This window comes from Pseudoxanthomonas sp. LjRoot125, from assembly GCF_964252705.1.
GTDB lineage: Bacteria > Pseudomonadota > Gammaproteobacteria > Xanthomonadales > Xanthomonadaceae > Pseudoxanthomonas_A.
The window spans coordinates 3,207,138-3,232,562 of the sequence record NZ_CAXUOY020000001.1 but is presented as its reverse complement, the minus strand read 5'-3'; the positions used below and the strand labels follow the sequence as shown (position 1 = coordinate 3,232,562).

The 25,425-nt window shown below is 68.6% G+C and carries 26 protein-coding genes; 16 read left to right on the top strand and 10 right to left on the bottom strand.

Annotated features, from left to right (window positions below; all coding sequences use genetic code 11):
• Positions 1–32 precede the first annotated feature (32 nt).
• From ACSION_RS15160 to ACSION_RS15135, 6 genes are all read left to right on the top strand, one after another.
• On the top strand, positions 33–677 hold the full coding sequence (locus ACSION_RS15160) for a histidine phosphatase family protein (protein WP_435306583.1): 645 nt from the start codon (positions 33–35) through the stop codon (positions 675–677).
• A gap of 13 nt (positions 678–690) precedes the next feature.
• Entirely contained in the window at positions 691–1,962 is a 1,272-nt protein-coding gene (folC, locus tag ACSION_RS15155) for a bifunctional tetrahydrofolate synthase/dihydrofolate synthase (RefSeq protein WP_435306582.1), read from the top strand.
• A gap of 67 nt (positions 1,963–2,029) precedes the next feature.
• Positions 2,030–3,031, top strand: coding sequence for an SPOR domain-containing protein (locus tag ACSION_RS15150; RefSeq protein ID WP_435306581.1), 1,002 nt, complete (start codon positions 2,030–2,032; stop codon positions 3,029–3,031).
• 37 nt (positions 3,032–3,068) lie between these two features.
• The gene (locus tag ACSION_RS15145; RefSeq protein ID WP_435306580.1) at positions 3,069–3,677 is read left to right on the top strand and encodes a CvpA family protein; all 609 of its coding nucleotides are present in this window, start codon (positions 3,069–3,071) and stop codon (positions 3,675–3,677) included.
• Between the two features lie 6 nt (positions 3,678–3,683).
• Complete coding sequence (purF, locus tag ACSION_RS15140; RefSeq protein WP_093487272.1) at positions 3,684–5,153, top strand: amidophosphoribosyltransferase; 1,470 nt, start codon at positions 3,684–3,686, stop codon at positions 5,151–5,153.
• Between the two features lie 15 nt (positions 5,154–5,168).
• A complete protein-coding gene (locus ACSION_RS15135) occupies positions 5,169–5,966 on the top strand; it encodes a ferritin-like domain-containing protein (protein WP_435306579.1) in 798 nt (265 codons plus the stop codon).
• A 110-nt stretch (positions 5,967–6,076) separates the two neighbouring features.
• Here the strand turns inward: ACSION_RS15135 and lpxH are convergent, their stop codons facing one another.
• A complete protein-coding gene (gene lpxH / locus ACSION_RS15130; RefSeq protein WP_435306578.1) occupies positions 6,077–6,814 on the bottom strand; it encodes a UDP-2,3-diacylglucosamine diphosphatase in 738 nt (245 codons plus the stop codon).
• Between the two features lie 90 nt (positions 6,815–6,904).
• Here lpxH and gltX point away from each other — a divergent pair, with 90 nt between their 5' ends.
• Positions 6,905–8,311 (top strand): glutamate--tRNA ligase, encoded by a 1,407-nt coding sequence (gene gltX, locus ACSION_RS15125; RefSeq protein ID WP_435306577.1) that lies wholly within the window; start codon positions 6,905–6,907, stop codon positions 8,309–8,311.
• A gap of 13 nt (positions 8,312–8,324) precedes the next feature.
• Positions 8,325–8,813 carry a transcriptional repressor gene (locus ACSION_RS15120; protein WP_435306576.1) on the top strand — a complete coding sequence of 163 codons (489 nt, stop codon included), beginning with the start codon at positions 8,325–8,327 and terminating at the stop codon, positions 8,811–8,813.
• A 23-nt stretch (positions 8,814–8,836) separates the two neighbouring features.
• Here ACSION_RS15120 and ACSION_RS15115 read toward each other — a convergent pair whose 3' ends face one another.
• The 3 genes from ACSION_RS15115 to ACSION_RS15105 all read right to left on the bottom strand — a co-directional run bounded on the left by ACSION_RS15115 (position 8,837) and on the right by ACSION_RS15105 (position 12,798).
• Positions 8,837–10,072, bottom strand: a complete 1,236-nt coding sequence (locus tag ACSION_RS15115; RefSeq protein WP_435306575.1) for an MFS transporter — start codon at positions 10,070–10,072, stop codon at positions 8,837–8,839.
• On the bottom strand, positions 10,069–10,512 hold the full coding sequence (locus tag ACSION_RS15110; RefSeq protein WP_435306574.1) for a MarR family winged helix-turn-helix transcriptional regulator: 444 nt from the start codon (positions 10,510–10,512) through the stop codon (positions 10,069–10,071). The genes ACSION_RS15115 and ACSION_RS15110 overlap by 4 nt, the downstream gene beginning before the upstream one ends.
• Before the next feature lie 111 nt (positions 10,513–10,623).
• Positions 10,624–12,798: a TonB-dependent receptor gene (locus ACSION_RS15105; protein WP_435306573.1), complete on the bottom strand. Its 2,175-nt coding sequence runs from the start codon at positions 12,796–12,798 to the stop codon at positions 10,624–10,626.
• 90 nt (positions 12,799–12,888) lie between these two features.
• Here ACSION_RS15105 and ACSION_RS15100 point away from each other — a divergent pair, with 90 nt between their 5' ends.
• Entirely contained in the window at positions 12,889–13,296 is a 408-nt protein-coding gene (locus tag ACSION_RS15100) for a MerC domain-containing protein (RefSeq protein WP_435306572.1), read from the top strand.
• 143 nt (positions 13,297–13,439) lie between these two features.
• On the top strand, positions 13,440–13,613 hold the full coding sequence (locus ACSION_RS15095; protein ID WP_093487254.1) for a 30S ribosomal protein THX: 174 nt from the start codon (positions 13,440–13,442) through the stop codon (positions 13,611–13,613).
• Positions 13,614–13,677: 64 nt separating this feature from the next.
• On the opposite strand, the gene hutI is transcribed toward ACSION_RS15095, so the two are convergent.
• Together hutI and ACSION_RS15085 are read right to left on the bottom strand one after the other, a co-directional pair.
• Positions 13,678–14,904: an imidazolonepropionase gene (gene hutI, locus ACSION_RS15090; protein WP_435306571.1), complete on the bottom strand. Its 1,227-nt coding sequence runs from the start codon at positions 14,902–14,904 to the stop codon at positions 13,678–13,680.
• 4 nt (positions 14,905–14,908) lie between these two features.
• Positions 14,909–15,109 carry a hypothetical protein gene (locus ACSION_RS15085; RefSeq protein ID WP_435306570.1) on the bottom strand — a complete coding sequence of 67 codons (201 nt, stop codon included), beginning with the start codon at positions 15,107–15,109 and terminating at the stop codon, positions 14,909–14,911.
• Between the two features lie 72 nt (positions 15,110–15,181).
• Between ACSION_RS15085 and ACSION_RS15080 the strand changes: the two genes are divergently transcribed.
• From ACSION_RS15080 to ACSION_RS15065, 4 genes are all read left to right on the top strand, one after another.
• Positions 15,182–16,438, top strand: a complete 1,257-nt coding sequence (locus ACSION_RS15080) for a formimidoylglutamate deiminase (RefSeq protein ID WP_435306569.1) — start codon at positions 15,182–15,184, stop codon at positions 16,436–16,438.
• A gap of 126 nt (positions 16,439–16,564) precedes the next feature.
• Positions 16,565–18,208, top strand: a complete 1,644-nt coding sequence (locus ACSION_RS15075) for a serine hydrolase (RefSeq protein ID WP_435306568.1) — start codon at positions 16,565–16,567, stop codon at positions 18,206–18,208.
• Between the two features lie 2 nt (positions 18,209–18,210).
• Positions 18,211–19,428 carry a sensor histidine kinase gene (locus ACSION_RS15070; RefSeq protein WP_435306567.1) on the top strand — a complete coding sequence of 406 codons (1,218 nt, stop codon included), beginning with the start codon at positions 18,211–18,213 and terminating at the stop codon, positions 19,426–19,428.
• Entirely contained in the window at positions 19,425–20,186 is a 762-nt protein-coding gene (locus tag ACSION_RS15065) for a LytR/AlgR family response regulator transcription factor (RefSeq protein ID WP_435306566.1), read from the top strand. Before ACSION_RS15070 ends, ACSION_RS15065 begins: the two co-directional genes overlap by 4 nt.
• Positions 20,187–20,192: 6 nt before the next feature.
• Here ACSION_RS15065 and ACSION_RS15060 read toward each other — a convergent pair whose 3' ends face one another.
• From ACSION_RS15060 to ACSION_RS15050, 3 genes are all read right to left on the bottom strand, one after another.
• Positions 20,193–20,690, bottom strand: a complete 498-nt coding sequence (locus ACSION_RS15060; RefSeq protein ID WP_435306565.1) for a methylated-DNA--[protein]-cysteine S-methyltransferase — start codon at positions 20,688–20,690, stop codon at positions 20,193–20,195.
• A gap of 101 nt (positions 20,691–20,791) precedes the next feature.
• Positions 20,792–22,291: an AlkA N-terminal domain-containing protein gene (locus ACSION_RS15055; RefSeq protein ID WP_435306564.1), complete on the bottom strand. Its 1,500-nt coding sequence runs from the start codon at positions 22,289–22,291 to the stop codon at positions 20,792–20,794.
• A gap of 49 nt (positions 22,292–22,340) precedes the next feature.
• A complete protein-coding gene (locus ACSION_RS15050) occupies positions 22,341–23,615 on the bottom strand; it encodes an alkaline phosphatase family protein (protein WP_435306727.1) in 1,275 nt (424 codons plus the stop codon).
• Between the two features lie 42 nt (positions 23,616–23,657).
• Here ACSION_RS15050 and ACSION_RS15045 point away from each other — a divergent pair, with 42 nt between their 5' ends.
• Together ACSION_RS15045 and ACSION_RS15040 are read left to right on the top strand one after the other, a co-directional pair.
• On the top strand, positions 23,658–24,179 hold the full coding sequence (locus tag ACSION_RS15045; RefSeq protein ID WP_435306563.1) for a DUF4440 domain-containing protein: 522 nt from the start codon (positions 23,658–23,660) through the stop codon (positions 24,177–24,179).
• Positions 24,180–24,266: 87 nt separating this feature from the next.
• Positions 24,267–24,605, top strand: coding sequence for a hypothetical protein (locus ACSION_RS15040; protein ID WP_435306562.1), 339 nt, complete (start codon positions 24,267–24,269; stop codon positions 24,603–24,605).
• Between the two features lie 45 nt (positions 24,606–24,650).
• Here the strand turns inward: ACSION_RS15040 and ACSION_RS15035 are convergent, their stop codons facing one another.
• Positions 24,651–25,385 carry a ThuA domain-containing protein gene (locus tag ACSION_RS15035; protein ID WP_435306561.1) on the bottom strand — a complete coding sequence of 245 codons (735 nt, stop codon included), beginning with the start codon at positions 25,383–25,385 and terminating at the stop codon, positions 24,651–24,653.
• Between the last annotated feature and the right edge of the window lie 40 nt (positions 25,386–25,425).

Below are 25,425 nucleotides of genomic sequence, written 5' to 3'. Positions count from 1 at the left end.
ATGCCGTTTCCCCCGAATGGACACACCGACGCATGCGCATCCTGCTTGCCCGCCACGGCGAAACGCCGTGGAACGCCGAAGGCCGCTACCAGGGCCAGATCGACATCCCGCTCTCGCCGGTCGGCGAAGGGCAGGCGAACGCGCTGGGCCTGCGCCTGAAGGACATCCGCATCGACCGCGCCGTGGCGTCGCCGCTGGCGCGCGCGCAGCTGACCGCGCGCCTTGCCCTGGGTGAAGCGCGTGCCGACATGCTGCAGACCGATGCCGACCTGCAGGAAATCGCCCATGGCGAATGGGAAGGCCTGTTGGCCAGCGAGATCCAGGAGAAAGACCCGGCGCGTCTGCTGGCTTGGCGCGAGGAGCCCGATACCGTGCTGATGCCGGGCGGAGAATCGCTGCGCCAGGTGCTGGATCGTTCCTGGCGCGGCCTGGCGCGCGCCGCGGAAGGACTGGGCGATGACGACACCCTGCTGATCGTCGCGCACGACGCCGTCAATCGTGTCCTGCTGTGCCGCATCCTCGGCCTGCCGATCGCCAAGCTGTGGACCTTCCGCCAGGCACCGACCACGCTCAACCTGCTGGAAGGTCCGTCGGTCGAGCAGTTGGAAGTCGTGCGCCTCAACGATTGCGCGCACCACACGCCGTTCTTCGGCGAAGCGAAGCATCGCGCGCTGTAACACCCCGGCCAGCATGGCGCCTATCGATCTCCCGCAGTGGCTCGCCTACATCGAGCAACAGCATCCCACGTCCATCGACATGGGTCTGGAGCGCGTGCGCGACGTTGCGGCGCGGCTGGCGCTGGGAAAGCCGGCCACGCGCGTCATCACCGTCGGCGGCACCAACGGAAAAGGCTCGACGGTGGCCTTCATCGAGGCCATCGCACGCGCCGCCGGCTGGAAGGTGGGCGCGTACACCTCGCCGCACCTGCTGCGCTACAACGAACGCGTGCGCATCAACGGCGTCGACGCCGATGATGCGTCGCTGGTCGAGGCGTTCGAGGCGGTCGAAGCCGCGCGCGGCGACACTTCGCTGACATATTTCGAATTCGGCACGCTGGCGGCGCTGTGGTTGTTCGAGCGCGCGAGCCTGGACCTGGCGGTGCTCGAAGTCGGATTGGGTGGTCGGCTGGACGCCGTGAACATCGTCGATCCTGACGTCGCCGTCATCACCACGGTGGACATCGACCACACCGACTGGCTCGGCAACGATCGCGAGGCCATCGGTGCAGAGAAGGCCGGCATCGCGCGCGCGTGGACGCCGCTGGTGCTGGGCGAAGTGGATTCGCCCTCCAGCGTGCTTCGCCATGCCTATGCCATCGGCGCGAACGCATTGCGGCTGGGTAGCGATTTCTTCCACGAACCCATCGACAGCCAACGGTGGCGCTGGCGGGAAGTCGGCGCCGAACTGATGCTGCCGGTGCCTGCGCTCTCGGCCCCGGCCCAGCGGGCGAACGCCGCCAGCGCGATCGCCGCGTTGCGCGCATTGCCGGGCGATACGCTGCCCGACGAGGCGTTCGCAAAGGGCGTCGCCAACGCTGCGCTGCCTGGGCGGCTGCAACACGTATCGCACGATGGCGTAGACGTGGTGCTGGACGTCGGCCACAACCCACAGGCTGCGCGCGAACTTGCGGCTTGGCTGCAGACGCATCCGATTCCCGGCCGGACGCATGCGGTTTTCGCCGCACTCGCCGACAAGGACGTGGCGTCGGTCGTGGCGTCGTTCGCGGGCCTGCCGCTGCAGTGGTACCTGGCCGGACTCGATGCAGGGCCGCGCGCGCAGTCGGCCGACCAACTGGCGACACGGCTCGTCGAAACCGCAGCGGCAGAGGCGAATCGCCATCCGCGGGTCGTCGACGCATTGCAGGCTGCATCGGCTGCAGCGCGCCCCGGAGACCGCGTGCTGGTGTTCGGCTCGTTCCACACCGTCGCCGAGGCGATGCAGGCGCTGCATTCAGGTCGATGACGGGGAGCGGCCGGAACGGCGCCGTATAATCGCGGCGGCATTCCCGCCGCTGCTGCCCTGGACCTGGATGGATACCGCCCTGAAACAGCGCCTGATCGGCGCCGTCGTGCTGGTCGCACTGGCCGTCATCTTCCTTCCCATGCTGGTCAAGGGACCGGCGCCCGACAGCGGCGTGTCCGACGTCCCGCTCGAGGTGCCCGCCGCACCGGATGGCGAGTACGAAACACGCGAGCTGCCCCTGGTCACGCCCGGCAACGCACCGGCCAATGGCGCGGTCGGGCTGGACGGGCAAGTGGCTGCACCTGCCGCCGAACCGGCGCCCGCCGAGGGCGCGCTCCAGCCGCCGGCGACCGCGGGCGGCGATTTCGCGGTCAGTTTCGGCGCCTACGCCACCCAGGCCGATGCCGACGCCGTTCTGACTCGCGTGAAGCAGGCCAAGCTGCCCGGTTTCGTCGAGCCGGCCACCATCAATGGCAAGCAGGCGTTCCGCGTGCGTGTGGGCCCCTATGTGGATCGCGCGCAGGCGGAAGCGGCGCGACTGGATGCGATCAAGGTGCGCGGCGACGTCAACGCGCAGGTCGTCACGCTGGACGCGGCCGTGCCGGGCAGCACGCCCGTGCCCGCACCGGCGCCGTCCGTCGCGACCGCCGCACCCTCGACGCCGGCGGTGACCACGCAGGCGCTCCCGCCGGAGCCGGCCAAGCCGGTGGCGAAGCCCGCCCCCACGGAAACCAAGCCGGTCGCCAGCGAGACGAAGCCGGCTTCCACGCCGGTCGCCAAGCCCGCGGCGCCCGCACCCAAGCCGGTGGAGCCTGCCAAGCCCGCGGCCGCCGGCGTCGGCTACGCCGTGCAGTTGGGCGCGTTCTCCAATCCGGCCGACGCCAACAAGCTGCGCGATCGCGCGCGGGCGGCGGGCTTCAGCGCGTTCGTCGAACAGGTACGTACCGACAAGGGCACGCTCAGCCGCGTGCGCGTGGGGCCCGTGGCCGATCGCGCCGAAGCGGACCGCTTGAAGGCGCAGGTCGCCTCGAAGGTCGGCATCGACGGCATGGTGCGTCCGCACCCCTGATGCCGATCCTCGTTGCCGTGGCCGACGGGCGCGCCGCGTGAGCGCGCTCGACCTCACCCTGCTGGCCATCATCGGCGTCTCGACGCTGTTCGGGCTGATGCGCGGCTTCATCGGCGCGCTCGCCTCGGTCCTGGCATGGCTGCTGGCGGGCTGGGCGGCGTTCCACTACGGCGCCGAAGTCGCGGCCTGGCTGTCCGATGATGGCCCGCCAGGATCGGCGGATCTGCTCGGTGGCTATGCCCTCGCTTTCGTCGGCGTCATGGTCGTGGTGGGCGTGACCGGATGGTTGGTCCGGAAAATGGTCAAGTCCGTCGGTCTCTCTGGCGTCGACCGTGCGCTGGGCCTGGTGTTGGGCTTCCTGCGCGGCGCCCTGGTCGCCTGCATCGTGTTGCTGCTGGTGGCTTTCACCGATATGCCGCGCGAACCTGAATGGAAGCGTTCATCCGTCGTGCCGGTCCTGCTGCCGGGCGCGCAATGGCTTTCACGCTGGTTGCCGGAATGGACCGTGCAGGAACTGGACTTTGGCAACGGCGTTCCGGCGGGCGATAATGCGCGCCTGCAACCCTTGCCCCTGCCGCTGGACGACTCCGGCGCATCGCAGGAGCGCGTCCCCCCGCCAGCTTCGCCCGAGTCGAAACCGGAGTAGGTCACCATGTGCGGCATCGTCGGAATCGTCGGCAACCAGAACGTTGCCGGCCAGCTTTATGACGGGCTGACCGTCCTCCAGCATCGCGGCCAGGATGCGGCCGGCATCGCCACGGCCGACGGCACGCGGTTGCGCGTGCACAAGGACAACGGACTGGTGCGGGACGTGTTCAACGCCAAGGCGATGAGCGTGCTGGAAGGGCGCGTGGGCATCGCCCACTGCCGCTATCCCACCGCCGGCTCCGAGGGCATGGACGAAGCGCAGCCGTTCTACGTGAACTCGCCGTACGGCATCGCGCTGGCGCATAACGGCAACCTGATCAACACCGACAGCCTGCGCCAGGACGTGTTCGCGCAGGACCGTCGCAACATCAACACCGATTCGGACAGCGAAGTGCTGCTGAACGTGTTTGCGCACGAGCTTGACCTGCAGCGCACGCTCACCCCGGAAGCCGCGATCCGCGCCGTGGCCGGCGTGCACCGCCGCGTGAAGGGCGGCTATGCGGTGGTCAGCGTGGTGCTGGGCCTGGGCCTGGTGGCCTTCCGCGACCCGCACGGCATCCGTCCGCTGGTGCTCGGCAAGCGTGAGCACAACGAAGGCACCGAATACATCATCGCCTCCGAATCGGCGGCGCTGGACATCCTCGGGTTCGTCCGCGTGCGCGACGTGCAGCCGGGCGAGGCCATCGTCATCACCGCGCGCGGCGAGATGTTCAGCGAGATCGTCGCCGAACCGCAGGAGCACGCGCCCTGCATCTTCGAGTACGTGTACTTCGCGCGCCCGGATTCGATGATCGACAACGTGTCGGTGCACAAGGCCCGCATGCGCATGGGCGTGAAGCTGGGCGAGAAGATCCTGCGCCTGCGCCCGGACCACGACATCGACACCATCATCCCGATCCCGGATACCTCGCGCGACGCCGCGCTGGAGATCTCCAACGTGCTGGGCGTGAAGTACCGCGAGGGGTTCATCAAGAACCGCTACGTGGGCCGCACGTTCATCATGCCGGGGCAGGGCGAGCGGGTGAAGTCGGTGCGCCGCAAGCTCAACCCGATCAACCTGGAATTCCGCAACCGCGTCGTGCTGCTGGTCGACGACTCCATCGTGCGCGGCACCACGTCCAAGCAGATCGTGCAGATGGCGCGCGATGCCGGCGCGCGCAAGGTCTACCTGGCCAGCGCCGCGCCGCCGGTGCGCCACCCGAACATCTACGGCATCGACATGCCGGCCGCGGATGAACTCGTCGCGCACGGCCGCAGCGTCGAGGAAATCGAGAAGCTGCTCGGCTGCGACTGGCTGATCTACCAGGACCTGGACGATCTCGAGGCCGCCGTGCGCGAAGGCAATCCGAACCTGCCGCGTTTCGACTCCTCCTGCTTCGACGGCAACTACGTCACCGGCATCGAGACCGGTTACTTCGAGCGCATCGAGCAGATGCGTTCAGACGAAGCCAAGCGCAAGCGCCGCGTCGGCTGAGCCGGCGCCCGCAGCATGGCCACGCTCTTCGAGGCCGCGCGCGCCTGCCTGGCCGCGGCCGATGTCGACGAGAAGGTGGGCCTGACGCAGCGCTACGCCGATGCGTTCCGGCGCGGTGAACTCGACCTGCCCGGGGATGCACCCGAGCCCGATCCGATCCGGATGCCCGGTCGCCCGTCGAAGCCGCGCCTGGTGCATCCGCGCGACCTGCCACGGCGCGGCCTCGGCAGCGTGCAGGGGCGCGCGGCCTTCATCCATGCCATCGCGCACATCGAACTCAACGCGATCGATCTGGCCTGGGATGCGGTGTACCGCTTCCGTGGTCTTCCCCAGGCGTTCTATGCCGATTGGGTGCAAGTGGCGCACGACGAATCGCGCCATTTCGTGCTGCTGCAGGATCGGCTGCGCGAACTCGGGTATGCCTACGGCGACTTCGATGCCCACAACGGCCTGTGGGAGATGACCGAGAAGACCGCCCACGACGGGCTCGCGCGGATGGCACTGGTGCCGCGCGTGTTGGAAGCGCGTGGCCTGGACGTGACGCCCGGCATGATCGTGAAGCTGCGCGACCTCGGCGATGAGCAGACCGTCGCGATCCTCGACGTCATCCTGCGCGAGGAAGTCGCGCATGTCGCCGCGGGGTCACGCTGGTTCCGCTGGTACTGCGAACAGCGCTGCGTCGAACCACGCGCGCGCTTCCGCGAACTGCTCAGGGAATACGCGGGCGGTTACCTGCACGGTCCGTTCAATATCGAAGCGCGGCTGCTGGCCGGGTTCGACGAGGATGAGCTGGCGGCGCTGGAAGCGCCGTGACGTTGAGGGTGGAACAGCTGTGGGAGCGACGTAACTCGCGATGACGGCACCGCGGTAGTTCATCGCGACTTATGTCGCTCCCACGGACTGCATCTCATGGCACGCAGCGCTTAGAGCGAATCCAGCGCCATCCCGTCAGGCTCGACGCGCAGTACGGATCCCTGTTCGTACCAGTCGCCCAGCACGATGCGGCGGCAGGCGATATCACCGATCGCGAGATCGTGGATCGCCGGGCGGTGCGTATGGCCGTGGATCAGCGTGTCGATGCCGAACTGGGCCAGCGTGGCGTCCACCGTCGCCGGCGTCACGTCGGTCAGGGTTTCGAACTGCGCCTTGTCGTTCTGCTTCATGCCGCCCTGGTGCGCGGCGCTGGCGGCGCGTGCCTGCGCCGCGAAGGCCAGCCGTGCGGCCAGCGGCTGCGCCAGGAACTGCGCCTGCCAGGCTGGATTGCGTGTCTGTGCGCGGAACGCCTGGTAGGCGACATCGCCGGTGCAGAGCAGATCGCCGTGCATCAGGATCGCCGGCTTGCCGTACAGCATGACGACGGCGGGGTCGGGCAGGATGCGCATGCCGGCCCGGCGCGCGAACGCGTCGCCGACGAGGAAATCGCGGTTGCCACGGATGAAGAATACCGGTACCCCGGCGTCGGCCACCTCGCGGATCCGGGCGGCCACGTAGGCGCCGGTCTCCGAGGGGTCGTCATCGCCTACCCAGGCCTCGAACAGGTCGCCCAGGATGTACAGCGCATCGGCGCGACGGGCCTCCCCCTGCATGAAGGCCCCGAACAGCTCGGTCACGGCGGGGCGTTCGGCGTCCAGGTGCAGATCGGAGATGAAGAGCGTGGTCATGCGGGGATTCTAAGCCCTCCCCCTGAACGAGCAGGGGGAAACGCGGTGCGCGCAGGTTAAAATCGCCGTATTCCGTCCATCGAGTTGCCCATGGCCTGCCGTACCCGCTTCGCCCCCAGTCCCACCGGCTACCTCCACATCGGTGGCGCCCGCACGGCGCTGTACTGCTGGCTGGAAGCGCGTCATCGCGGCGGCGATTTCATCCTGCGCATCGAGGACACCGACCGCGAGCGCAGCACGCAGGCCGCGATCGACGCGATCCTGGATGCGATGGACTGGCTGGGCCTGGGCTACGACGAAGGTCCGATCTACCAGACCCAGCGCATCGACCGTTACCGCGAAGTCGCCGAGCAGCTGGTGTCCGCCGGCAAGGCGTACTACGCCTACGAGACGCGCGAAGAACTCGACGCCATGCGCGAGGCCGCGATGGCGAAGCAGGAGAAGCCGCGCTACAACGGCGCCGCGCGCGAGCAGGGCCTGCCGCACCGCGACGACCCGAACCGCGTCATCCGCTTCAAGAATCCGCTCGACGGCGTGGTCGCCTTCGACGACCTGATCAAGGGCCGCATCGAGATCGCCAACAGCGAGCTCGACGACATGGTGATCTTCCGTCCCGACGGCTACCCCACGTACAACTTCGCCGTGGTCGTGGACGACTGGGACATGGGCATCACCGAAGTGATCCGCGGCGACGACCACATCAACAACACCCCGCGCCAGATCAACATCTACGAAGCGCTGGGCGCGCCGGTGCCGAAGTTCGCGCACATGCCGATGATCCTGGACGAGCAGGGCGCCAAGCTGTCCAAGCGCACCGGCGCGGCCGACGTGATGCAGTACAAGGACGCCGGCTACCTGCCGCACGCGCTGATCAACTACCTGGCGCGACTGGGCTGGTCGCATGGCGACCAGGAACTGTTCTCGCGGCAGGAGCTGATCGAGCTGTTCGACGTGAAGGACGTGAACTCCAAGGCCGCGCGCCTCGACATGGCCAAGCTCGGCTGGGTGAACCAGCACTACCTGAAGACGGACGCGCCGGCGGACATCGCACCGCACTTCGTCTACCAGTTGGAGAAGCTGGGCGTGGATCCTTCCACGGGCCCGGCACCGGCCGACGTCGTCGTCGCCCTGCGCGACCGCGTGCAGACGCTGAAGGAAATGGCCGAGAAGGCGCTGGTCTGGTACCAGCCGCTGGAGGCGTACGACGATGCCGCCGTGGCCAAGCACCTGGTGGCGGCCGCGCACGCGCCGTTGGCCAAGGCGCGCGAGTCCCTGGCTGCGTTGGGCGATTGGACCGCCGAAGCGGTGGGCGTGGCGCTGCACGATGCCGCGGCCGCACTCGGCATCGGCATGGGCAAAGTCGCCCAGCCGCTGCGCGTGGCCATCACCGGTACCCAGGTCAGCCCCGATATTTCCCACACGGTTTACCTGGCCGGCCGCGACGAAGCCTTGAAACGCATCGATGCCGCACTCATCAAGACCGGTGTGACCGCCTGATCCAGGACTGCCCATGCCGCACGCCCACGCTTGCACCGACCCGAAGCACCACGTCCACGACGCCCGCGCGTTCGTGGCGGCGGTGGAGCGCGCGTGCCAGGAGCGCGGCCTGCGGCTGACGCCGATCCGTGCCCGCGTGCTGGAGCTGATCGCCGAAGCCGGCAAGCCGGTGAAGGCGTACGAGCTGCTGGAGTGGGTCCGGGCGACGAAGGGCGTGGGGGCGGATGCGCCGCCGACGGTGTATCGCGCGCTGGATTTCCTGATGGCGAACGGTTTCGTGCACAAGCTCGAATCGATGAATGCGTTCGTCGCCTGCCATCACCCGAACAGCGCACAGCACTCGGTGCCATTCCTCATCTGCGACCGCTGCCACAGCGCCGTGGAGCTCGAGGATCGCGAAGTGGTCGCCGCCCTGGACGCGCGCGCGAAGGCGCTCGGCTTCCAGCCGCAGGCGCAGACGCTCGAAGTGCATGGGCTGTGCGCGCGCTGCGCTGCGGCCTGAAGCGACCGTCGGCGCAGTAACCCTTACGCAGCGGCCGGCACGGCCTTCGGTGACGATTCCCGGATCGGCAGGTTCGCCGCCGCTGCGATCAGCGCCAGCACCATGTCCGCGTACCACATCCAGGTGTAGTCGCCGAAGCGCTCCAGCGCCAGGCCACCGAGCCATGCGCCAAAGAAACCGCCGATCTGGTGCGACAGCAGGGTCAGTCCGAACAGCGTGCCCAGGTAGCGCGGGCCGAACAGCTTGCCGACCAGTCCGGCGGTCGGCGGCACCGTGGCCAGCCAGGTGAAGCCGAGCGCGGCGGCGAAGATGTAGAACGTCAACGGCGTGGGCGGCGAGACCAGGTAGAGCGCGATCATCACCGCGCGGCTGGCGTACATCACCGCGAGGATCCACTTCATTCGCACGCGCTGGCCCAGTGCGCCGGCGATCAGGCTGCCCGCCACGTTGAACAGGCCGATCAGCATCAACGCCACGGCCGACACGCTGGCGGGCAGGCCGCACAGCGCGACTTCGCCCGGCAGGTGCGTCACCAGGAAGGCGATGTGCACGCCGCAGGTAAAGAAGCCGAGGTGCAGCATCCAGTAGCTACGGTCGCGCAGGGCGATCGCGATCTGCTGCTTCAGGCTGATGTCGCCGATCGCGGTGGCCGTGGTCGCGCCCGTCGTCGCCACGGTCTTCTTGCGCAGCGGGAAGGCCAGCGGGATCGCGAGCAGCGAGGCGACCGCGAGCGTGTACATCGCACTGGCCCAGCCGGCGAACGCGATGACGGCCTGTACCAGCGGCGCGAACACGAACTGGCCCAGCGATCCGCCCGCGTTGATGAAGCCGGCGGCGAAGGAGCGCTTCTCGGGCGCCAGTTGTTGCGCGGTCGCACCGATCAGGATCGAGAAGCTGCCGGCGCCGGCGCCGGCAGCTGTCAGTACACCCAACGTGAACATCAATCCCCACGGCGAGGTCAGGTGAGGCGTGAGCGCGAGGCCCAACGAGAGAAGGACGGCGCCGAGCACCAGCACGCCGGTCGAGCCTCGTTTGTCCGCTACCGCACCGAACACGGGTTGTACCGCGCCCCAGGTGAACTGGCCGATGGCGAGGGCGAAACTGATCGCGGCGATGCCGATGCCCGTTTCCTGGTGGATCGGTGCGACGAACAGTCCGGTCGTCTGCCGCGCCCCCATCGTGATCATCAGGGTGGCGGATGCGGCGAGCAGCAGACCCCAATGCATGCGAGGTGCAGTCGATGGCGTGGCGGTGTTCATGCGGCCTCTCCGAGATGCTGGCGCAGCAGGCTGTCGAGACGGTCGAGGTCGTCGTGCAGGCGTTTGACGGCGGTGTCGCCCATCAAGTCGTCGATGACCGCTTGCGCGCGCTGCCAACGGGGTTTCGCGCGGGTGAGCCGCGCCCGTCCTTCGGTTGTCAGTGCGACCAGCCGTTGGCGCGCGTCTTCGCCGCGGACGGTTTCCAGCAAACCGGCGTCCACCAGCGGCGAGAGGTTGCGGGTCAGCGTGGTGCGATCCATGCCGAGTTCGTCCGCGAGTCCGCCGAGCGCGCGAGGCTCGCGCTCCGTGCGGCGGAGGATCGAATACTGGTTGAGGCTCAGGCCGACGGCCGCCAGTTCGTGGTCGTACACCTGGGTCACGCGCCGGCTGGCCCGCCTCAACCGGAAGCAAGTGCAGACGCTGGGCGTAGGGGTGGGCATGCACGGACTCGCACGAGAGGAAGTCAATTATGTGTATATGCACATAATTGATGTCAAGAAGGGCGGCTGCCGTGGAGGCCAGCCGCCCGGGGGAGGACCGTCAGGCGCCGATCAGAAGTACGCGCGCAGGCCGAACGCCACGCCGCGGCCCGGCAGCGGCGCGTAGTCGCGCAGCAGCGAGGTGTGCGGGCGGGCTTCCTCATCGGTCAGATTGCTGCCATCCAGGAAGACCTCCCAGCTGGATGCCGTGCGATCCCAGCGATAGGCCAGGTGAGCGTCGACGAGCGTATAGCCATCGCTGGGCGACTCGTTCTGCGCCACGTCGTCCTGCTTGCTGTAGCGCACCGCGCCCAGCGACGCACGCCAGCCGCCGAGCGACCAGCCGAGGTCGGCACCGAAACGCATCGGTGAAATGCGGGGCAGGTAGCCACCCTGCGCAATGTCGACTTCGTAAGCATGCGCATGGTCGCCATGCGGCACTTCGAACGCCACGGTGCGCGTGCCGCTGCCGTCCAGCTTCGCGCGCACGTAGTCGCCGTACAGGCGCAGGTCCCACGCGCCGGCGGACGTGTCGGCCAACTGGATCTTCGCTTCGGCTTCGGCACCGGTGAAGGTGGCATCGTCCTGCGCCCACAGGCGCACCGGATAGCCTTCTTCTTCCACGCCGGTATCGGTGAGGTAGATGAAGTCCTTGAACTTCGTCTGGTAGACGGCCAGCTTCAGTTCCATGCGATCGGTATGCCAGTGCGCACCGACCTCGGCCCGCACGCCCTTTTCGGTTTCTAGCGTGGCATCGCCGATTTCGATGGATTGCGTGGCCACGTGCGTGCCGCCGGCGAACAGCTCCTCGTTGGTCGGCGCGCGTTCCGAGCGATCGAGGCCGAAGCGCAGGTCGAAGCCGTCGCTCATGCGCCAGATGGCTGCGGCAGACAGGTTGACCGCATCGAAGTCACGGGATGCGCGATCGTCGGGCTGCAGCTTGACCTGGTCGTAGCGACCGCCCAGTTCGAGCTTCCACGGGCCGAAATCCTTTTCCTGCACCACGAACACGCCCAGGCTGTCGGTGGTGGTGGCAGGAACGAAGGCCTCGGCACCGACGGCGTTGAAATCGGTGCTGCCGAACTGCAGGCCGAACGCCCCGCGCCAACCATTCCAAGTCTTCTGCACCGCTTCCAGGCGCGCGTCGTAGCCTTCGTTGGTGAAGCGCGTACCGATTTCGTCGCCCTCCAGCTCGACGTGCTCGTAGTCGTTCCACGCGGCGCGCAGGTTGACGCTCTGCAGGAAGGAGACGGGCTCGTAGATACCGGCCTTCAGGTCGAGCCGGTTCTGGGTCATGTCGATGCGTACCGGGCCTTCCTCGTGCGCTTCGTCCTCATGGTCGGCCTCGCCGTCATGGTCGTGGTCATGGTCGTCCTCGCCATGCACGTGCGCGCCGGCGGGAATGCCGTAGTTGGTGCGATACGTGCTGGCGGCCAGGCCGAAGTAGCCGCGGTCTCCCAGGTAGGTCGCACCGACGGCGCCCGCGCGTGTCTTCACCGAACTGTTCGGCAGCGTGCCGTCCGGCTGGGGTGCTTCCTCGTGCTCTTCGCCTTCGTCGTGGTCGTGCAGGATCGCCACGCCGGGGATGTCGTAGTCGTCGGTGTCGCGTACCAGGCCATCCACGTGCAGCACCCACTTCCCGCTGACGCCATCGAGGCGGAACATGCCGGTACGCTCGTCGTTCACTGTATTGCCGCGCACTTCCGCACGGCCGCTCAAGGGTTCGTCGGGAATCGACTCGGCCAGCCGTCCATCGACGACGTTCACCGCGCCGCCGATCGCGCCGCTGCCGAACAGCAGCGTGGCTGGACCCTTCAGCACTTCGACCTGATCGGCCAGGAAAGGCTCGATGCTCACCGCATGGTCGGCGCTGACGGTGGAGGCGTCCATCGAGCCGATGCCGCCCGACAGTACCTGCACGCGCGGGCCTTCCTGGCCACGGATGATCGGGCGGCCGACGCCGGTGCCGAAGTAGGTGGTCTGCACGCCGGGCAACTTGGCGACGGTCTCGCCGAGGGTGCCGGCCTTGGTCTTGTCCAACTCCTCGCCGTAGAGCACGTCGACCGGGGTGGCGACGGACTCCGCATTGCCCTTCAACGGCGACGCCGTGACGACCACCGCGTCCAGGTCCTTGGCCTGGGGGGCGCCGGCGTCGTTGGCGAAAGCGACGGGGGAGGCCAGCGCGAGGGCGAGGGCGGTCACCAGCAGGCGAGGGGCGGGGCGGTCGATGCGGCGTGGGGATGGCATGGGATGGGGATCACTCAGGTGGGGTTACGAATGATGTTATAATATACCAATAGTGACAATATAACCCCCCCGGAAGTCATACTTGTGGCCATGAAGTCCTCCCTCCGCTCCTTCATCGACCGGTTCGCCGCCGCGGGATCACTGGTCTGCGCACTGCATTGCGCGATCACCCCGCTGCTGCTGGCGGCCATCCCTTCGCTGGGGTTGTCGGTGTGGCTGGGTGATGGCTTCGAACGCGCCTTCGTGACCTTCGTGACGGTGCTGGGGCTCTTCAGCCTGGTCTGGGGCTACCGACGCCACCGCGCCTTCCGCGCGCTGGGCATGCTGTTGTTCGGACTGGCGGCGCTGTGGGCGGGCGTGCTGTACGCGCCGCTGCACGAATCCGTCGTCCCCCACGCGATCGTGATGACGGTGGGCGGCATGCTGGTCGGCCTGGCCCACCTGCTCAACCTGCGCCTGAACCACTGGCACATCCACGACGCCAGCTGCGCCCACTGACGCCGGGTGGCGAAGTCGGGCAAGGAGCCGGAGGCCCCGCTGTGGTAGGCTTTGCGGCCCTGCGCGGGTGCCCCGGAACGGTCGGCGCCCCTGCTACCGCCCTTACCCCCGGGCGGACTTTTCAATGAATCAGGAGAATTACGATGGGCAAGGGTGATCGCAAGACGGCCAAGGGCAAGCGCTATTCGTCCAGCTACGGCAACGCGCGCAAGCGTACGGTGGCCAAGGCGGGCATCGCGGCGACCGCAACCGCGAAGAAGGCGGTGGTGAAGGCGCCGGCGAAGAAGGCCGTGACCAAGAAGGCTGTCGCCAAGTAAGCCCGCCGCGCCGGTACGCCGGTCGCGAACGCAAGACCCCGGCTCTCGCCGGGGTTTTTGTTTTTCAGGGGGTACTCACGACCCGGCCGCCCACATGCACGGCCGAGACCAGGTCGCCGCCCAGCCAATACGCCAGTTGCGCCGGCTGGCCGATGCGCCAGCGCACGAAGTCCGCGCGCTGTCCCACCACCAGGCGGCCGCGATCCTTGAGGCCCAGCGCCTGCGCCGCATGCACGGTGGCACCGCGCAGCGCTTCTTCCGGGGTCAGGCGGAAATGCGTGCAAGCCAGCGACATGGCCAGGCGCAGCGACTGCAAGGGCGAGGTGCCCGGGTTGCAGTCTGTCGCCACCGCCATCGGCACGCCGTGGGCGCGGAACGCCTCCAGCGGCGGAAGTTTGGTTTCGCGCAGCACGTGGAACGCGCCCGGCAGCAGGACCGCTACGCTGCCCGCGCGCGCCATCGCCGCAACGCCGGCCTCGGACGTGTATTCCACGTGGTCGGCCGACAGTCCATCGAACGCCGCGACCAACGCCGCGCCGCCGCCATCGCTGAGCTGGTCGGCATGCAGCTTTACCGGGATGCCCAACGCGCGCGCCGCTTCGAACACGCGCTGCGTCTGCACCGCCGTGAAGCCGATGCGCTCGCAGAAGGCGTCCACCGCGTCCACCAGGCCCTCGGCGTGCAGTGTCGGCAGCCACGTGCACACGGCATCGATGTAGTGGTCCTCGCGCCCAGCGAACTCGGGCGGCAGCGCATGCGCGCCAAGGAAGGTGGTGCGCACGGTGATACCGAGGATCTCGCCGATGCGGCGCGCCACGCGCAGCATCTTGCGTTCGTTGTCGAAGTCGAGGCCGTAACCGGACTTGATCTCCAGCGTCGTCACGCCGTCGTCGCGCAAGGCGCGCGCGCGCAGCAGCGAGGCGGCGAGCAAGTCGTCCTCGCTGGCGGCCCGCGTGGCCCGCACCGTGGACACGATGCCGCCGCCGGCGCGCGCGATGTCTTCGTAGCTGGCGCCCTGCAGGCGCTGTTCGAACTCACCGGCCCGGTCGCCGGCGAACACCACATGTGTGTGGCAATCCACCAGGCCAGGCGTCACCCAGTCGCCCTGCGCGTCCACGACCTGATCGGTTAGCGACGCCGGTGGAGCGGGCAGATCCGCGAGGCGACCCGCGAACACGAGCGTGCCATCGCGCCAGCCCAGCGCACCGTTCTCCACCACGCCATAGCCAGCATCGCCGGCCAGCGTGACCAGGCGGGCGTTGACCAGCAAGCCATCCAAGCGCGTCTCCATGTCGTCAGTCGCCTCCACCGCCACCATCGCAGCCGCCGCCATCGGATGTGCACGCCGTATCGCTGTGCGTGGAAAGCCCGGGCTCGGTGGCGCTCTCGCCGGCGCCGTTGCCGGCGCCACCTTTCTTCTTCTGCGCCTGCACGGCGATGAAGACCACCATCAGCGCGAGGGCGACGGCAACCAGCGAGAGGACGATGGCAAGCATGGCGGCGGGCGTGTCTTGGCGTGGGCGACGCGGTAGCCTAACGCACCCCTGTCGCCGGCCGTAAGCACCGCCATGTCGAATCCCTATTCTCCCGCAGGCCTGCCCGTCCTGACCGACGCAGGATGGCGCGTTCCCGGCATCGCCAACCTGCATTCGCACGCCTTCCAGCGGGCGATGGCGGGGATGGCCGAGCACCAGACGAATCCGGAAGACAGCTTCTGGACCTGGCGGGAAATCATGTACCGCTTCGCCGCGCGGATGACGCCCGAGAGCACCTACGCGGTGGCGACGCAGCTGTATGCCGAGATGCTGGAAGCCGGCTACACCCGCGTGTGCGAGTTCCATTACGTGCACCACCAGCCCGACGGCGCGCCCTATGACGACCCCGCGGCGATGTCGAACGCTTTGATCGCCGCCGCGCGCGACACCGGCATCGGCATGACCCTGTTGCCGGTGCTGTACATGACGGGTGGCTTCGACGGGCGTGAACTGTCGGCGCGCCAGCGAAGGTTCGGGCATGACGTGGACGCTTTCCTCCGCCTGCTGGAAACCCTGCGTCCGCTGCAGGATGCGCGGCTGCGCATCGGCTGTGCGTTCCACAGCCTGCGTGCGGTGCCGGAAGCCGCCATGCGCGAGGTGCTGTCGGTACTGCCTGCCGATGCACCGGTGCACATCCACATCGCCGAGCAGGTGGGCGAAGTACAGGACTGCCTCGCGCTGCGCGACGCGCGGCCGGTGGAATGGTTGCTGCGCGAATTCCCGGTCGATCGGCGCTGGACACTGGTGCACGCCACGCACCTGACGCCAGAAGAAACACGTGGCATCGCCGATAGCGGCGCCACCGTCGCGATCTGTCCCACGACGGAAGCGAACCTCGGCGATGGCCTGTTCCCGCTGCGCGAGTTCCTGCAGGCCGGCGGCCGCTGGGGCATCGGTTCGGATTCGCACGTCTCGGTATCGCCGGTGGAAGAGCTGCGCTGGCTGGAGTACGGCCAGCGACTCATCACGCGCCATCGCAACATCGCGGTGCTGCCGGGTTCGCCGAGTGTCGGCCGTACCCTGCTGGCGGGAGTACTGGACAGCGAGGCGGATGCCACGGGCCTTGCGCCGGATCCGCAGGACGCCGTCTGGCTGGATGCGGATGCCCCCGCGCTGGCGGGCGCGACGACCGACGACGTAGTGGACCGCTGGCTGTTCGCGGGCAACCGGCCATTGGTCCGCGCGGTCCGGGTCGGTGGCCGCGAGGTGGTCACCGAAGGCCGCCACGTGGACGGCGATGCCATCGCGCGTCGCTACGGTGCCACTGTGCGCCAGTTGCTGGGCGACTAGGGCTTGGCGCGTCGGCCATCCGCGGGATTGCGGCGTTCGTCGCGGCCACCGGGTCGCCCATCGCAGACCCGCACGCGTGGCGACGGCGTCCACCAGCATGGCGACCATCCCGTCAGGAGAACCGCCATGGCTTACGCTCATTCGATCGCTCTCGCCGTTGCCGCCGCCGGCTTCGCCGCCGTCACGCCCGCCCATGCCATGACTGACCAGGCGCTGGCCGACAAGGTCCAGCAGCGCCTGCAGGGCGATCGCACTGGGGCCTGCATGGCGGTCGCGGTCGTCGAAGCCGGCACCGTCGCCCGCACCTACCAGTGCGCGGATGCGAAGGATGCGTCGCGCATCGGGCCCGATGCCGCCTTCGAAATCGGCTCGGTCAGCAAGACGATGACGGCCGCCTTGCTCGCCGACCTCATCGGGCAGGGGAAAGGTTCGCTGGACGATCCGCTCTCCGCCTGGTTGCCTGAAGGCACGAAGCTGCCGCAGTTCCAGGGCAAGCCGATCCTGCTGCGCCATGTCGTGACCCACACCTCCGGACTGCCGGCGCTGCCCTCCCGCATGGGTGCACCGGACATGGCGGACCCGTACGCGAAGCTGGACGAAGCCGCACTGCTCGCGTCGTTGGGCGACGTCACCCTCACCGCAGCGCCCGGCACCAAGTTCGAATACTCCAACTTCGCCTCGATGGTGCTCTCGTACGCCGTCGCGCGTCGTGCGGGCACGGATATGGAGACGTTGTTGAAGCAGCGCCTGTTCGCGCCGCTGGGCATGCCGCATGCCTATGTCAATGCGGCGCCCGCCGGTGTGCGCGCAGCCGTGGGCCATACGCCGAATGCGCGGGCCACGTCGGCCTGGCATTTCCAGACCAACCTCGCCGGTGTCGGTGGCGTGCGCGCCACGCTGGATGACATGGTGCGCTACGTGCAAGGCCAGTTGGGGACCGAATCCACCTCGATCTCGGCGGCCCTGCAGCGTTCGCAGCAGAAGGTGTCGGACGCGCCGCCGATGGCGATGAACTGGATGCTGATGCCCGTTGGCGGACGTACCGTGCACGTGCACGAAGGCGGCACCGGTGGCTTCTCGTCGTTCGTGTCGTTCGACAAGGACAAGCAGCGCGGCGTGGTGATCCTGTCCGACACGACGTGGAACTCGATCGGCAGCCTGGGTTCGCTCGGTCTGCACCTCGTCGATGCCAGCTTCCCGCTCGGCACGCCGCGCCGCGAAGCCGCGCCGGACGGCGCGTTGCTCGATGCGCTCGCCGGTGAATACGAACTCGCCGGCGGCATGAAGATGGCCCTGCGCCGCAAGGGCGATGCGCTGGACATCCAGGTGGCCGGCCAGGGCACGTATGCGATGGGCTACGACAGTGCGGGCGATTTCTATCCGCGCGAGTTCGACGCGGTGCTGCGGCCGCAGCGCACGGCGGCCGGCCAGTCGTTCACGTGGATGCAGATGGGTGGCGTGCTGCCGGCCAAGCGGATCGATGCCGCCGCGGCGAAGCCCGTGTTGAAGATCGATGCGGCCGCATTGCGCGAATACGAAGGCGAATACCCGCTGGTGCCCGCGTTCGCGCTCACGGTGAAGGCGCAGGGCGAGACGCTGACCATCCAGGGTACGGGCCAGCCGGCGCTGCCGGTGCAGGCCGTGGAGCGCGATGTGTTCGTCATGGATGCCGTCGGCGCGGAAATCCGCTTCGAACGCGATGCGGCCGGCAAGGTGGTCGCGCTGACGCTGAAGCAGGCCGGCCAGCAACTGCGCGGCGAAAGGAAGTAAGCATGGAGCGGACCTATACGCTGCGACAGAAGCTGCCCGCCGAAGTGCTGGTGGGCGGCGATGCGGTATGGAGCCGCTATCGCCAGTACCCGGTGTTCGGCGTGCGTTGGCTGCTCGGCCGCAGCCTGCTGTTCTGCAGCGTGATCGCGGTGGTCGCCGCCTTCATCGGCGCCGGCAGCGGTGTGGCGGTGCAGGACCTCGGCGTTGCGATCAAGGTCGCGATCACGCAGTTCGTCGTCTTCAGCCTCATGGCCACGCTGGGGCCCGCCCTGGCCACCGCCGTGCGGCACCGTGCATGGCCCGTGGCGCACGAGCGCAAGGCCGTCGTGATCGCCGTGCTGGTCGGCATGGTGCTCAGCTTCTTCATCGATCGCGTCGGATCGTCCTACATCGAGCAGTTGATCAAGCCGGGCCTGGAGGCCGCAGGACTGTCGATGAATCCGCCCACGTTGACGCCGTTGGTGAAGGCGGTCGGGCTGGCGATCAACGTCGCGGGGCTGGTGGTCGTCTACGGTCTGTTCGGCGGCGGGCTGGCGCTGCGGGCGTACTTCAGCGAACACCGCCGCTGGGACGAGCATCACCATGAGCGCGAGCTCAGCGCGCTGGAAGGACGCGTGCACGAAGCCGACCTGCGGCTGGGCGTGCTGCAGGCGCAGGTGGAACCCCATTTCCTGTTCAACACCCTGGCCTCGGTGCGCGCGCTGGTGCGGCAGGATCCCGCACAGGCCGAAGCCACCCTGGATGCGCTGGTCGATTTCCTGCGCGCCACCATTCCTAAACTGCGCGACGACCGCGGCCTGCATGCCACGCTCGGGCAGCAGCTCGATATCTGCAGCAGTTACCTCGCACTGATGCAGGTACGCATGGGCGGCCGGCTGGCGTACGCCGTGCGCGCCGACGATGCGTTGCGCGCGTCGCCGTTTCCGCCCTCGCTGCTGATCACGCTGGTGGAGAACGCGATCAAACACGGCATCGAACCCAGACCCGGCCCGGGCCGCATCGACATCGAGGCGGTCCGCGAGGACGGCATGCTGCGTGTGCAGGTGCGCGACGATGGCGCCGGCCTGCAACCCGGCCTGAGCACCGGCGTCGGCCTGGCGAACGTACGCGAACAACTGTCGGCGCGTTACGGCACGCACGCCGCATTTGCTCTGGCGCCAGCCGTGGGAGGTCGCGGTGTTTGCGCGGAGATCCGCGTGCCGCTAGGGTCGTCGGCATGAAGGCCGTCACCGCCCTGATCGCCGAAGACGAAGCGCCGCAGCGTCGCGCGCTGGAGCAACAGCTGCGCGCGGCGTGGCCGGAGCTCGAGATCGTGGCGGTCTGCGAGGATGGCCTGTCGGCACTGGATGCCGTCGCGCAACACCGCCCGCAGGTCGCCTTCCTCGACATCCGCATGCCGGGCGTCAGCGGCCTGGACGTCGCGCGGCAGGTAGTGGCGCAAGGCGGGCTGGTGGTGTTCACCACCGCGTACGAGGATTACGCCATCCGTGCGTTCGAGGCCGGTGCGGCGGACTACCTGTTGAAGCCGGTCCAGGACGCGCGCTTGGCGCAGGCAGTGGAGCGCATGCAGGCACGCCTGGCCGAAACGCACGCACCGGACATGCGCACGCTGATCGACGATCTGGAAGCGCGCCTGCGGCCGCAGGGCGATCGCCTGATCCGCTGGATCACCGCCAGCGTCGGCGACAGTGTGCGCATGATCGCGATCGACGAGGTGCTGTTCTTCCAGGCGCAGGACAAGTACGTGCGCGTGGTGACTGCCGATGACGAAGCCATCATCCGCATGCCGTTGAAGGATCTGCTCGGCGGACTCGACCCGGACGTGTTCTGGCAGGTGCACCGCGGCGTGCTGGTGCGCGTGCAGGCCATCGACCGCGTACGCAAGGACGAACTCGGCCGGCACCTGTTGAGCGTCAAGGGACGCGACGACGTGCTACCGGTCAGCGGTGCCTTCCAGCAGCGCTTCCGCGGGATGTGACCCGGCTCAGCCGAACAGGTCGCGCGACCTGGGAAGCGCGCCTTCCAGTTCCAGCAGGAATTGCTTGGTCGGTAGGCCGCCGCCGAAACCGGTGAGCGCACCGTCCGCACCGATCACACGGTGGCAGGGCAACACGATGGGCAGTGGATTGCGTCCGTTCGCCGCGCCCACCGCGCGCATCGCGGTGGGCTTTCCCACTCGCTGCGCCAATTGCGCGTAGCTGATCGTCTCGCCATAGCCGATCCCCGCAAGCGTCATCCACACGGTGCGCTGGAAGTCGGTGCCGCGCGGCGCCAGCGGAAGATCGAAATCGCGTCGCTTCGCCGCGAAATAGGCATCCAACTGGCGTGCCGCCAGATCGAGCACGCGATGATCGCCCGGTGTCCAACCCTCGCGGTCTGCCGGATGCCGGTTGCGTGGAAATTCGATCGCATGCAGCCCGTCCTCGTTCGCGGCGAGGGTGAGCGTGCCCACGGGGCTATCGAGATGGCGGAAGAGGATCATGGCGTGGGCAGGATAGGGGAACTGATGGTGAAGACGCGCGAGGTGTTTCCTGTGGGAGCGACGTAAGTCGCGAAGGATCGCCGGTGAAGCCTCATCGCGACTTACGTCGCTCCTACAACAGCAGACGCTTTGGGCGCCGGCATGCTGCCCTTCCACACATGGATCACCGCATAGCCGCGCCAAGGCCGCCACGCATCGGCGCGTGCCGTCAGCGCTTTGGCGGTCATCCGCGTGCCGTCCGTCGGTACGGCCTTCTGCAGTACCAGGTCGTCGGCGGGAAACGCATCCGGGTGGCCGAGCGCGCGCAGCGCCATGTAATGCGCCGTCCACGGACCGATGCCGGGCAGGGCGACCCAGCGCGACGTGAAATCCTCCAGCGTGCGCTCGGGCCGGAAATCCACCCGCCCGTCCAGCAACGCACGCGACAACCCGCGGATCGTGTCGGCGCGTGCGCGGGTCAGGCCGATCTCCGTCAGATCGACATCGGCCAGCAGGTCGGGGGTGGGGAACAGATGCGTCAGTCCGTCGAACGGGATCGCCAGCGGCGTGCCGTGCCGCTGTGCGAGGCGTGCGGTCAACGTGCGTGCGGCGGCCACGCTCACCTGCTGGCCGATCACCGCGCGCACCGCGATCTCGAAGCCATCCCATCCGCTGGGCAGGCGCAGGCCGGGACGCGCGGCGAGCAGCGGCCGCAATCGCGGATCGTCGCCGAGTGCGTCGGCGATCGCGGCGGGGTCCGCATCCAGGTCGAACATGCGGCGAAGGCGGCTGACGATCTGCAACAGGTCGCTCGGCGCGCTGCCGTGCAGTTCCAACCTCAGTGCGTGCGAGTTGGCGTCCCATGCGCTGACGCGGAGCCAGCCCGGCGCGTCCGGCGTACCGATCACGCGCAGGTAGCTGCGCTCATCGACGACTTCCACGCCGGGCAACGCACGGCCGCGCAGGAAATCGAGCATCGCGGTGAAGTCGTACGGCGGGCGGTAACCGAGCCGCAACGTCATCACCTCGTGCGTCGGCGGCAGCTCGCGCTTGCGCAGGTCGCGCGGCGCCATCCGGTATTCCTCGCGGAACGCCGTGTTGAACCGGGTCAGGCTGCCGAAGCCGGCGGCCAGCGCCACCTGCGTGATCGGCAGCGTGGTTTCGGTCAGCAGCTGTTTGGCGAACAACAGGCGGCGCGTGCCGTGCACATCCACCGGCGTGGCGCCGAGGCGATCGGTGAATAGCCGCCGCAGTTGCCGTTCGCCCAGGCCCACGCGTTCGGCGAGGTCGGCCACGGGCGCGTCGACCAGGGCGCCCTGGTCGATCAGCTTCAACGCGCGCGCCACCACTTCATCGCCACGCCGCCACGTGCCATCGCCGGGCGCCAGTTCCGGCCGGCAGCGCAGGCAGGGGCGGAAGCCCGCGGCTTCGGCGGCGGCCGCGTTCCGGTAGTAGACGATGTTCTGCGGTTTCGGTGCCGGCGCCGGGCACACCGGCCGGCAGTAGATCCGCGTGCTGGTGACGGCCGTGAAGAACAGGCCGTCGAAGCGCGCGTCGCGGCTCAGTCGCGCCTGTTCGCAGACGTGGCGGTCGGGCAGGGCGGTGGCAATGGGCGGGACCATGGACGCAGGCTAGCACCGCATCCCGGCACCGACTCACCGTTTCCGGACATCAATGCGCAGGCGCTGTCCGCGGCGTCAGCACCGGCGTGAAGGTGGCGGCGTGTCCATCGTTCCGCGCGGGTGCGAGACCCAGCAATTCCGCCAGCAGCGGATACACATCGACGTTGTCGAAAGCCGGCAGCGTCGTGCCGCGGCGGAAGCTGGGACCGGCGGCGATGAACACCGCACGCATCGACGGCAGTGCGTTGTCGTAGCCGTGCGAACCGCGGTTCAACTTCTCCTCCGGTGCGCGACGCAGCTGCGCCGCCGGCAATCCGTTCCAACCCTCGTCGAACTGGCAGACGATCGCCGGCACGCGCGGATGCGTACCGTAGTGCCAGCGCGCCGGCAGGTCCTGCTTGCGCCAGCATTCGTAGTGGTCGTGGCGTCCGAGCAGCCGTTGCTCCGCATCGGCCTTGTGGCCGGCGCGCGGGTTGAAGCCGATCACCTGGCCTGTGCTGACCGCTTCGGCTTGCTCGATCGTCGCCATGTCCTCCAGCGCGATGTACTGGTCCGGCCGTACCGGTGCCATGCCGTGGTCGGACACCACTACCACGTCGGTCGTTGCGCGCAGGCCGTGGGCGTCCAGCGCCTGCACGACGCGGCCCACCGCGGCGTCGACTTCGCGGATCGCCGCCAGCGTTTCGGGCGCACCCGGCCCTTTCTCGTGCCCCACGTTGTCGACGCGTTCGAAATACAACGCAGCCAGGCGCGGGCGCGTGGCCACCGGTTCGGTCATCCAGCCCGCGACCTGGTCGGCGCGATCGGCCGCACTGATCTCGGGCGAGTAGGGTACCCAGCGGGTGGGCCGGCGACCGTCGATGGGTGCGGCACTGCCGGGCCAGGCCCAGATCGCGGTGCGCAGGCCGGCCTTCTCGGCGGTATTCCAGATCGGCTCGCCCTGCCACCAGCGCGCATCGGCGCCCGCGGCCTTGTCCGCCACCTTGAAGCCGCCGACGGCGTCGTCGCGCATGCTGTTGTGGATGATGCCGTGCCGGTCCGGCCGCAGTCCGGTGACCAGGGTGAAATGGTTGGGGAACGTCAGCACGGGGTAGGACGGGTTCATCCATGCCGCGTGCGTGCCAGCGGCGGCGAGGGCATCCAGATGGGGCGTGTTGCCCTGTCCCAGCGCGCTGGCGGGCAGGCCGTCGATGGAGATGAGCACGACGCTGTGCGGCTCGGACGGAGGCGGGGCGGTGGAGGTGGTGGCGCAGCCGGCCGTCCAGAGCAGGGCGGCCAGCATCGTCACCCTGACCAATGGCAGGCGCATGCGGTACGGGAACAGGCTGGAATCGGCCACAGCTTGGCAGACTCCGGGACATTCCGCATGACAGCGCTCTTCCGACTTTCGTCCATCGCGTTGTTGGCCGCCGCCAGCGGCGGCGTCCTGGCCTCGACACCGGAGGCCGCCCGCCAGGCCGAGTGCGCGGTCTGGCAGCGCGAACTGAGCTTCGCGAAATCCGTCGCCGACCATGACGCGGCGGCCTTCGCCGAACACCTGCACCCCGAGGCGGCCTTCGGCGTGAGCCAGAAGCCTACCCGCGGGCGCGACGCCATCACCCGTGAATGGATGCCGTTGATCGAGGGCACGGCGCTGAAGCTGAGCTGGTATCCGTCGGTGGTGACCCTGGGCGGCGACGGCCGCACGGCGTACTCCAGCGGTCCTGCGCTGTATGAAGATCCGAAGACCGGCGACACCCGGCTCGGCCGCTTCGGCTCGGTCTGGTACCGCGGCGACGATGGTGCATGGCATGTACTGTTCGACGATGGCGTGGCGCCGCAGAAGGCCGATGCAGCGGCGGTCCAGCGCTTCCACGACGGCCGCAAGGCGCAGTGCCCGGCCGCCTGAGGTGCGGCTGAACCCGACCGGCTGAGGGTGCGACGCGCTGGCGCGCTGGAACGTACCGTGTAGACCAAGCCCCTGCGGAGCCCCTACATGAAGCACCTCCCCCTCCTGGCCCTGGCCGCCTGCCTGATGGCGGTCACCGCCCACGCCCAGTCCCCGGCAACGCCAGCGGAACCGGCGTCCGCGCCGACCGGCGAACGTCCTGCCGAAACGGCTACGCCCGCCACCGCGCCCGCCAAGACCGAAGACGCGCCCCGCCTGTCCGATGCCAACTGCATCCGCCAGACCGGCAGCCGCATCCGCCAGCGCGATGCCAAGACCCCGTGCAACGGGCAACCCGGACGCTCCTACTCGAAGGACGAACTGGACCGCACGGGCCACGGCAATCTGCGCGACGCGCTGCGGACCCTCGATCCGGCGGTGAACTGACGCGTGCAGGACCCTTCCTTTCGTGCTGTGCGCGAAGCGGAAGGGTCAGCAGTCGTCGGTGTGGCGTGACGCGTAGCGCAGTCCGCGCTTGAGCTGGGCGATGAAATTCGCATCGGCGTAGACCGCCGCCTCGTGGCCAAGGCCGGTATACCAGCTGCGGCCACCGTCGAAGGCGTGGCACCAGGCAATGGGATGGTCCGCGCCCATCGTGCCGCCGTCGTACACCCGCTCGTCCACGGTGGCGATGACCTGCACCTGCCCGCGCGGATTGGCGCGGTAGTTGTACAACTCGTCGGTGATCGGCCAGCGCGGTCCGCGTGGCTTGCCATCCTGCTCCGGTTGCACCTGCGTGGATTGCAGGCCCGGCGGGTGGTTCTGGAAGTACGCGCCCACCAGTTGCCCGTACCAGGGCCAGTCGTATTCCGTGTCCGCCGCCGCGTGCACGCCAATGAAACCGCCGCCCTTCCGCACGAACGCTTCGAGCGCCGCTTGTTGCGCGTCATCCAGTACATCGCCGGTCGTGCTGGCGAACACCACCACGCGATACCGCGCCAGGTTCTCCGGCGTGAAGGCGCCGGCATCCTCGGTGTGGTCCGCCGCCATGCCTTCCTCCATCACGAGGCGCTGCAGCGTGGTGGCCGCCACCGGAATCGCCTCGTGACGGAATTTCGCGGTCTTCGTGAAGACCAGCACGCGCTCGGGCGGCGTAGCGGCCAAGGGCGCGGCAGCCAGCAGGCCGGCCAGCAGGAAGGCGGATAGCGCAGCACGGAAGGCGTTCATGGCCCGATTCTGCCACGCACGCCATCGCGCACTGCAGCAT

Coding starts and splice junctions, on each gene's coding strand:
- ACSION_RS15045 (WP_435306563.1), top strand. CDS start 23,658: ATGACAGCGCTCTTCCGACTTTCGTCCATCGCGTTGTTGGCCGCCGCC.
- ACSION_RS15070 (WP_435306567.1), top strand. CDS start 18,211: ATGGAGCGGACCTATACGCTGCGACAGAAGCTGCCCGCCGAAGTGCTG.
- ACSION_RS15105 (WP_435306573.1), bottom strand. CDS start 12,798: ATGCCATCCCCACGCCGCATCGACCGCCCCGCCCCTCGCCTGCTGGTG.
- ACSION_RS15060 (WP_435306565.1), bottom strand. CDS start 20,690: ATGATCCTCTTCCGCCATCTCGATAGCCCCGTGGGCACGCTCACCCTC.
- ACSION_RS15135 (WP_435306579.1), top strand. CDS start 5,169: ATGGCCACGCTCTTCGAGGCCGCGCGCGCCTGCCTGGCCGCGGCCGAT.
- purF (WP_093487272.1), top strand. CDS start 3,684: ATGTGCGGCATCGTCGGAATCGTCGGCAACCAGAACGTTGCCGGCCAG.
- folC (WP_435306582.1), top strand. CDS start 691: ATGGCGCCTATCGATCTCCCGCAGTGGCTCGCCTACATCGAGCAACAG.
- ACSION_RS15040 (WP_435306562.1), top strand. CDS start 24,267: ATGAAGCACCTCCCCCTCCTGGCCCTGGCCGCCTGCCTGATGGCGGTC.
- hutI (WP_435306571.1), bottom strand. CDS start 14,904: ATGGAGACGCGCTTGGATGGCTTGCTGGTCAACGCCCGCCTGGTCACG.
- gltX (WP_435306577.1), top strand. CDS start 6,905: ATGGCCTGCCGTACCCGCTTCGCCCCCAGTCCCACCGGCTACCTCCAC.
- ACSION_RS15075 (WP_435306568.1), top strand. CDS start 16,565: ATGGCTTACGCTCATTCGATCGCTCTCGCCGTTGCCGCCGCCGGCTTC.
- ACSION_RS15100 (WP_435306572.1), top strand. CDS start 12,889: ATGAAGTCCTCCCTCCGCTCCTTCATCGACCGGTTCGCCGCCGCGGGA.
- ACSION_RS15095 (WP_093487254.1), top strand. CDS start 13,440: ATGGGCAAGGGTGATCGCAAGACGGCCAAGGGCAAGCGCTATTCGTCC.
- lpxH (WP_435306578.1), bottom strand. CDS start 6,814: ATGACCACGCTCTTCATCTCCGATCTGCACCTGGACGCCGAACGCCCC.
- ACSION_RS15065 (WP_435306566.1), top strand. CDS start 19,425: ATGAAGGCCGTCACCGCCCTGATCGCCGAAGACGAAGCGCCGCAGCGT.
- ACSION_RS15055 (WP_435306564.1), bottom strand. CDS start 22,291: ATGGTCCCGCCCATTGCCACCGCCCTGCCCGACCGCCACGTCTGCGAA.
- ACSION_RS15115 (WP_435306575.1), bottom strand. CDS start 10,072: ATGAACACCGCCACGCCATCGACTGCACCTCGCATGCATTGGGGTCTG.
- ACSION_RS15160 (WP_435306583.1), top strand. CDS start 33: ATGCGCATCCTGCTTGCCCGCCACGGCGAAACGCCGTGGAACGCCGAA.
- ACSION_RS15080 (WP_435306569.1), top strand. CDS start 15,182: ATGTCGAATCCCTATTCTCCCGCAGGCCTGCCCGTCCTGACCGACGCA.
- ACSION_RS15085 (WP_435306570.1), bottom strand. CDS start 15,109: ATGCTTGCCATCGTCCTCTCGCTGGTTGCCGTCGCCCTCGCGCTGATG.
- ACSION_RS15120 (WP_435306576.1), top strand. CDS start 8,325: ATGCCGCACGCCCACGCTTGCACCGACCCGAAGCACCACGTCCACGAC.
- ACSION_RS15150 (WP_435306581.1), top strand. CDS start 2,030: ATGGATACCGCCCTGAAACAGCGCCTGATCGGCGCCGTCGTGCTGGTC.
- ACSION_RS15035 (WP_435306561.1), bottom strand. CDS start 25,385: ATGAACGCCTTCCGTGCTGCGCTATCCGCCTTCCTGCTGGCCGGCCTG.
- ACSION_RS15110 (WP_435306574.1), bottom strand. CDS start 10,512: ATGCCCACCCCTACGCCCAGCGTCTGCACTTGCTTCCGGTTGAGGCGG.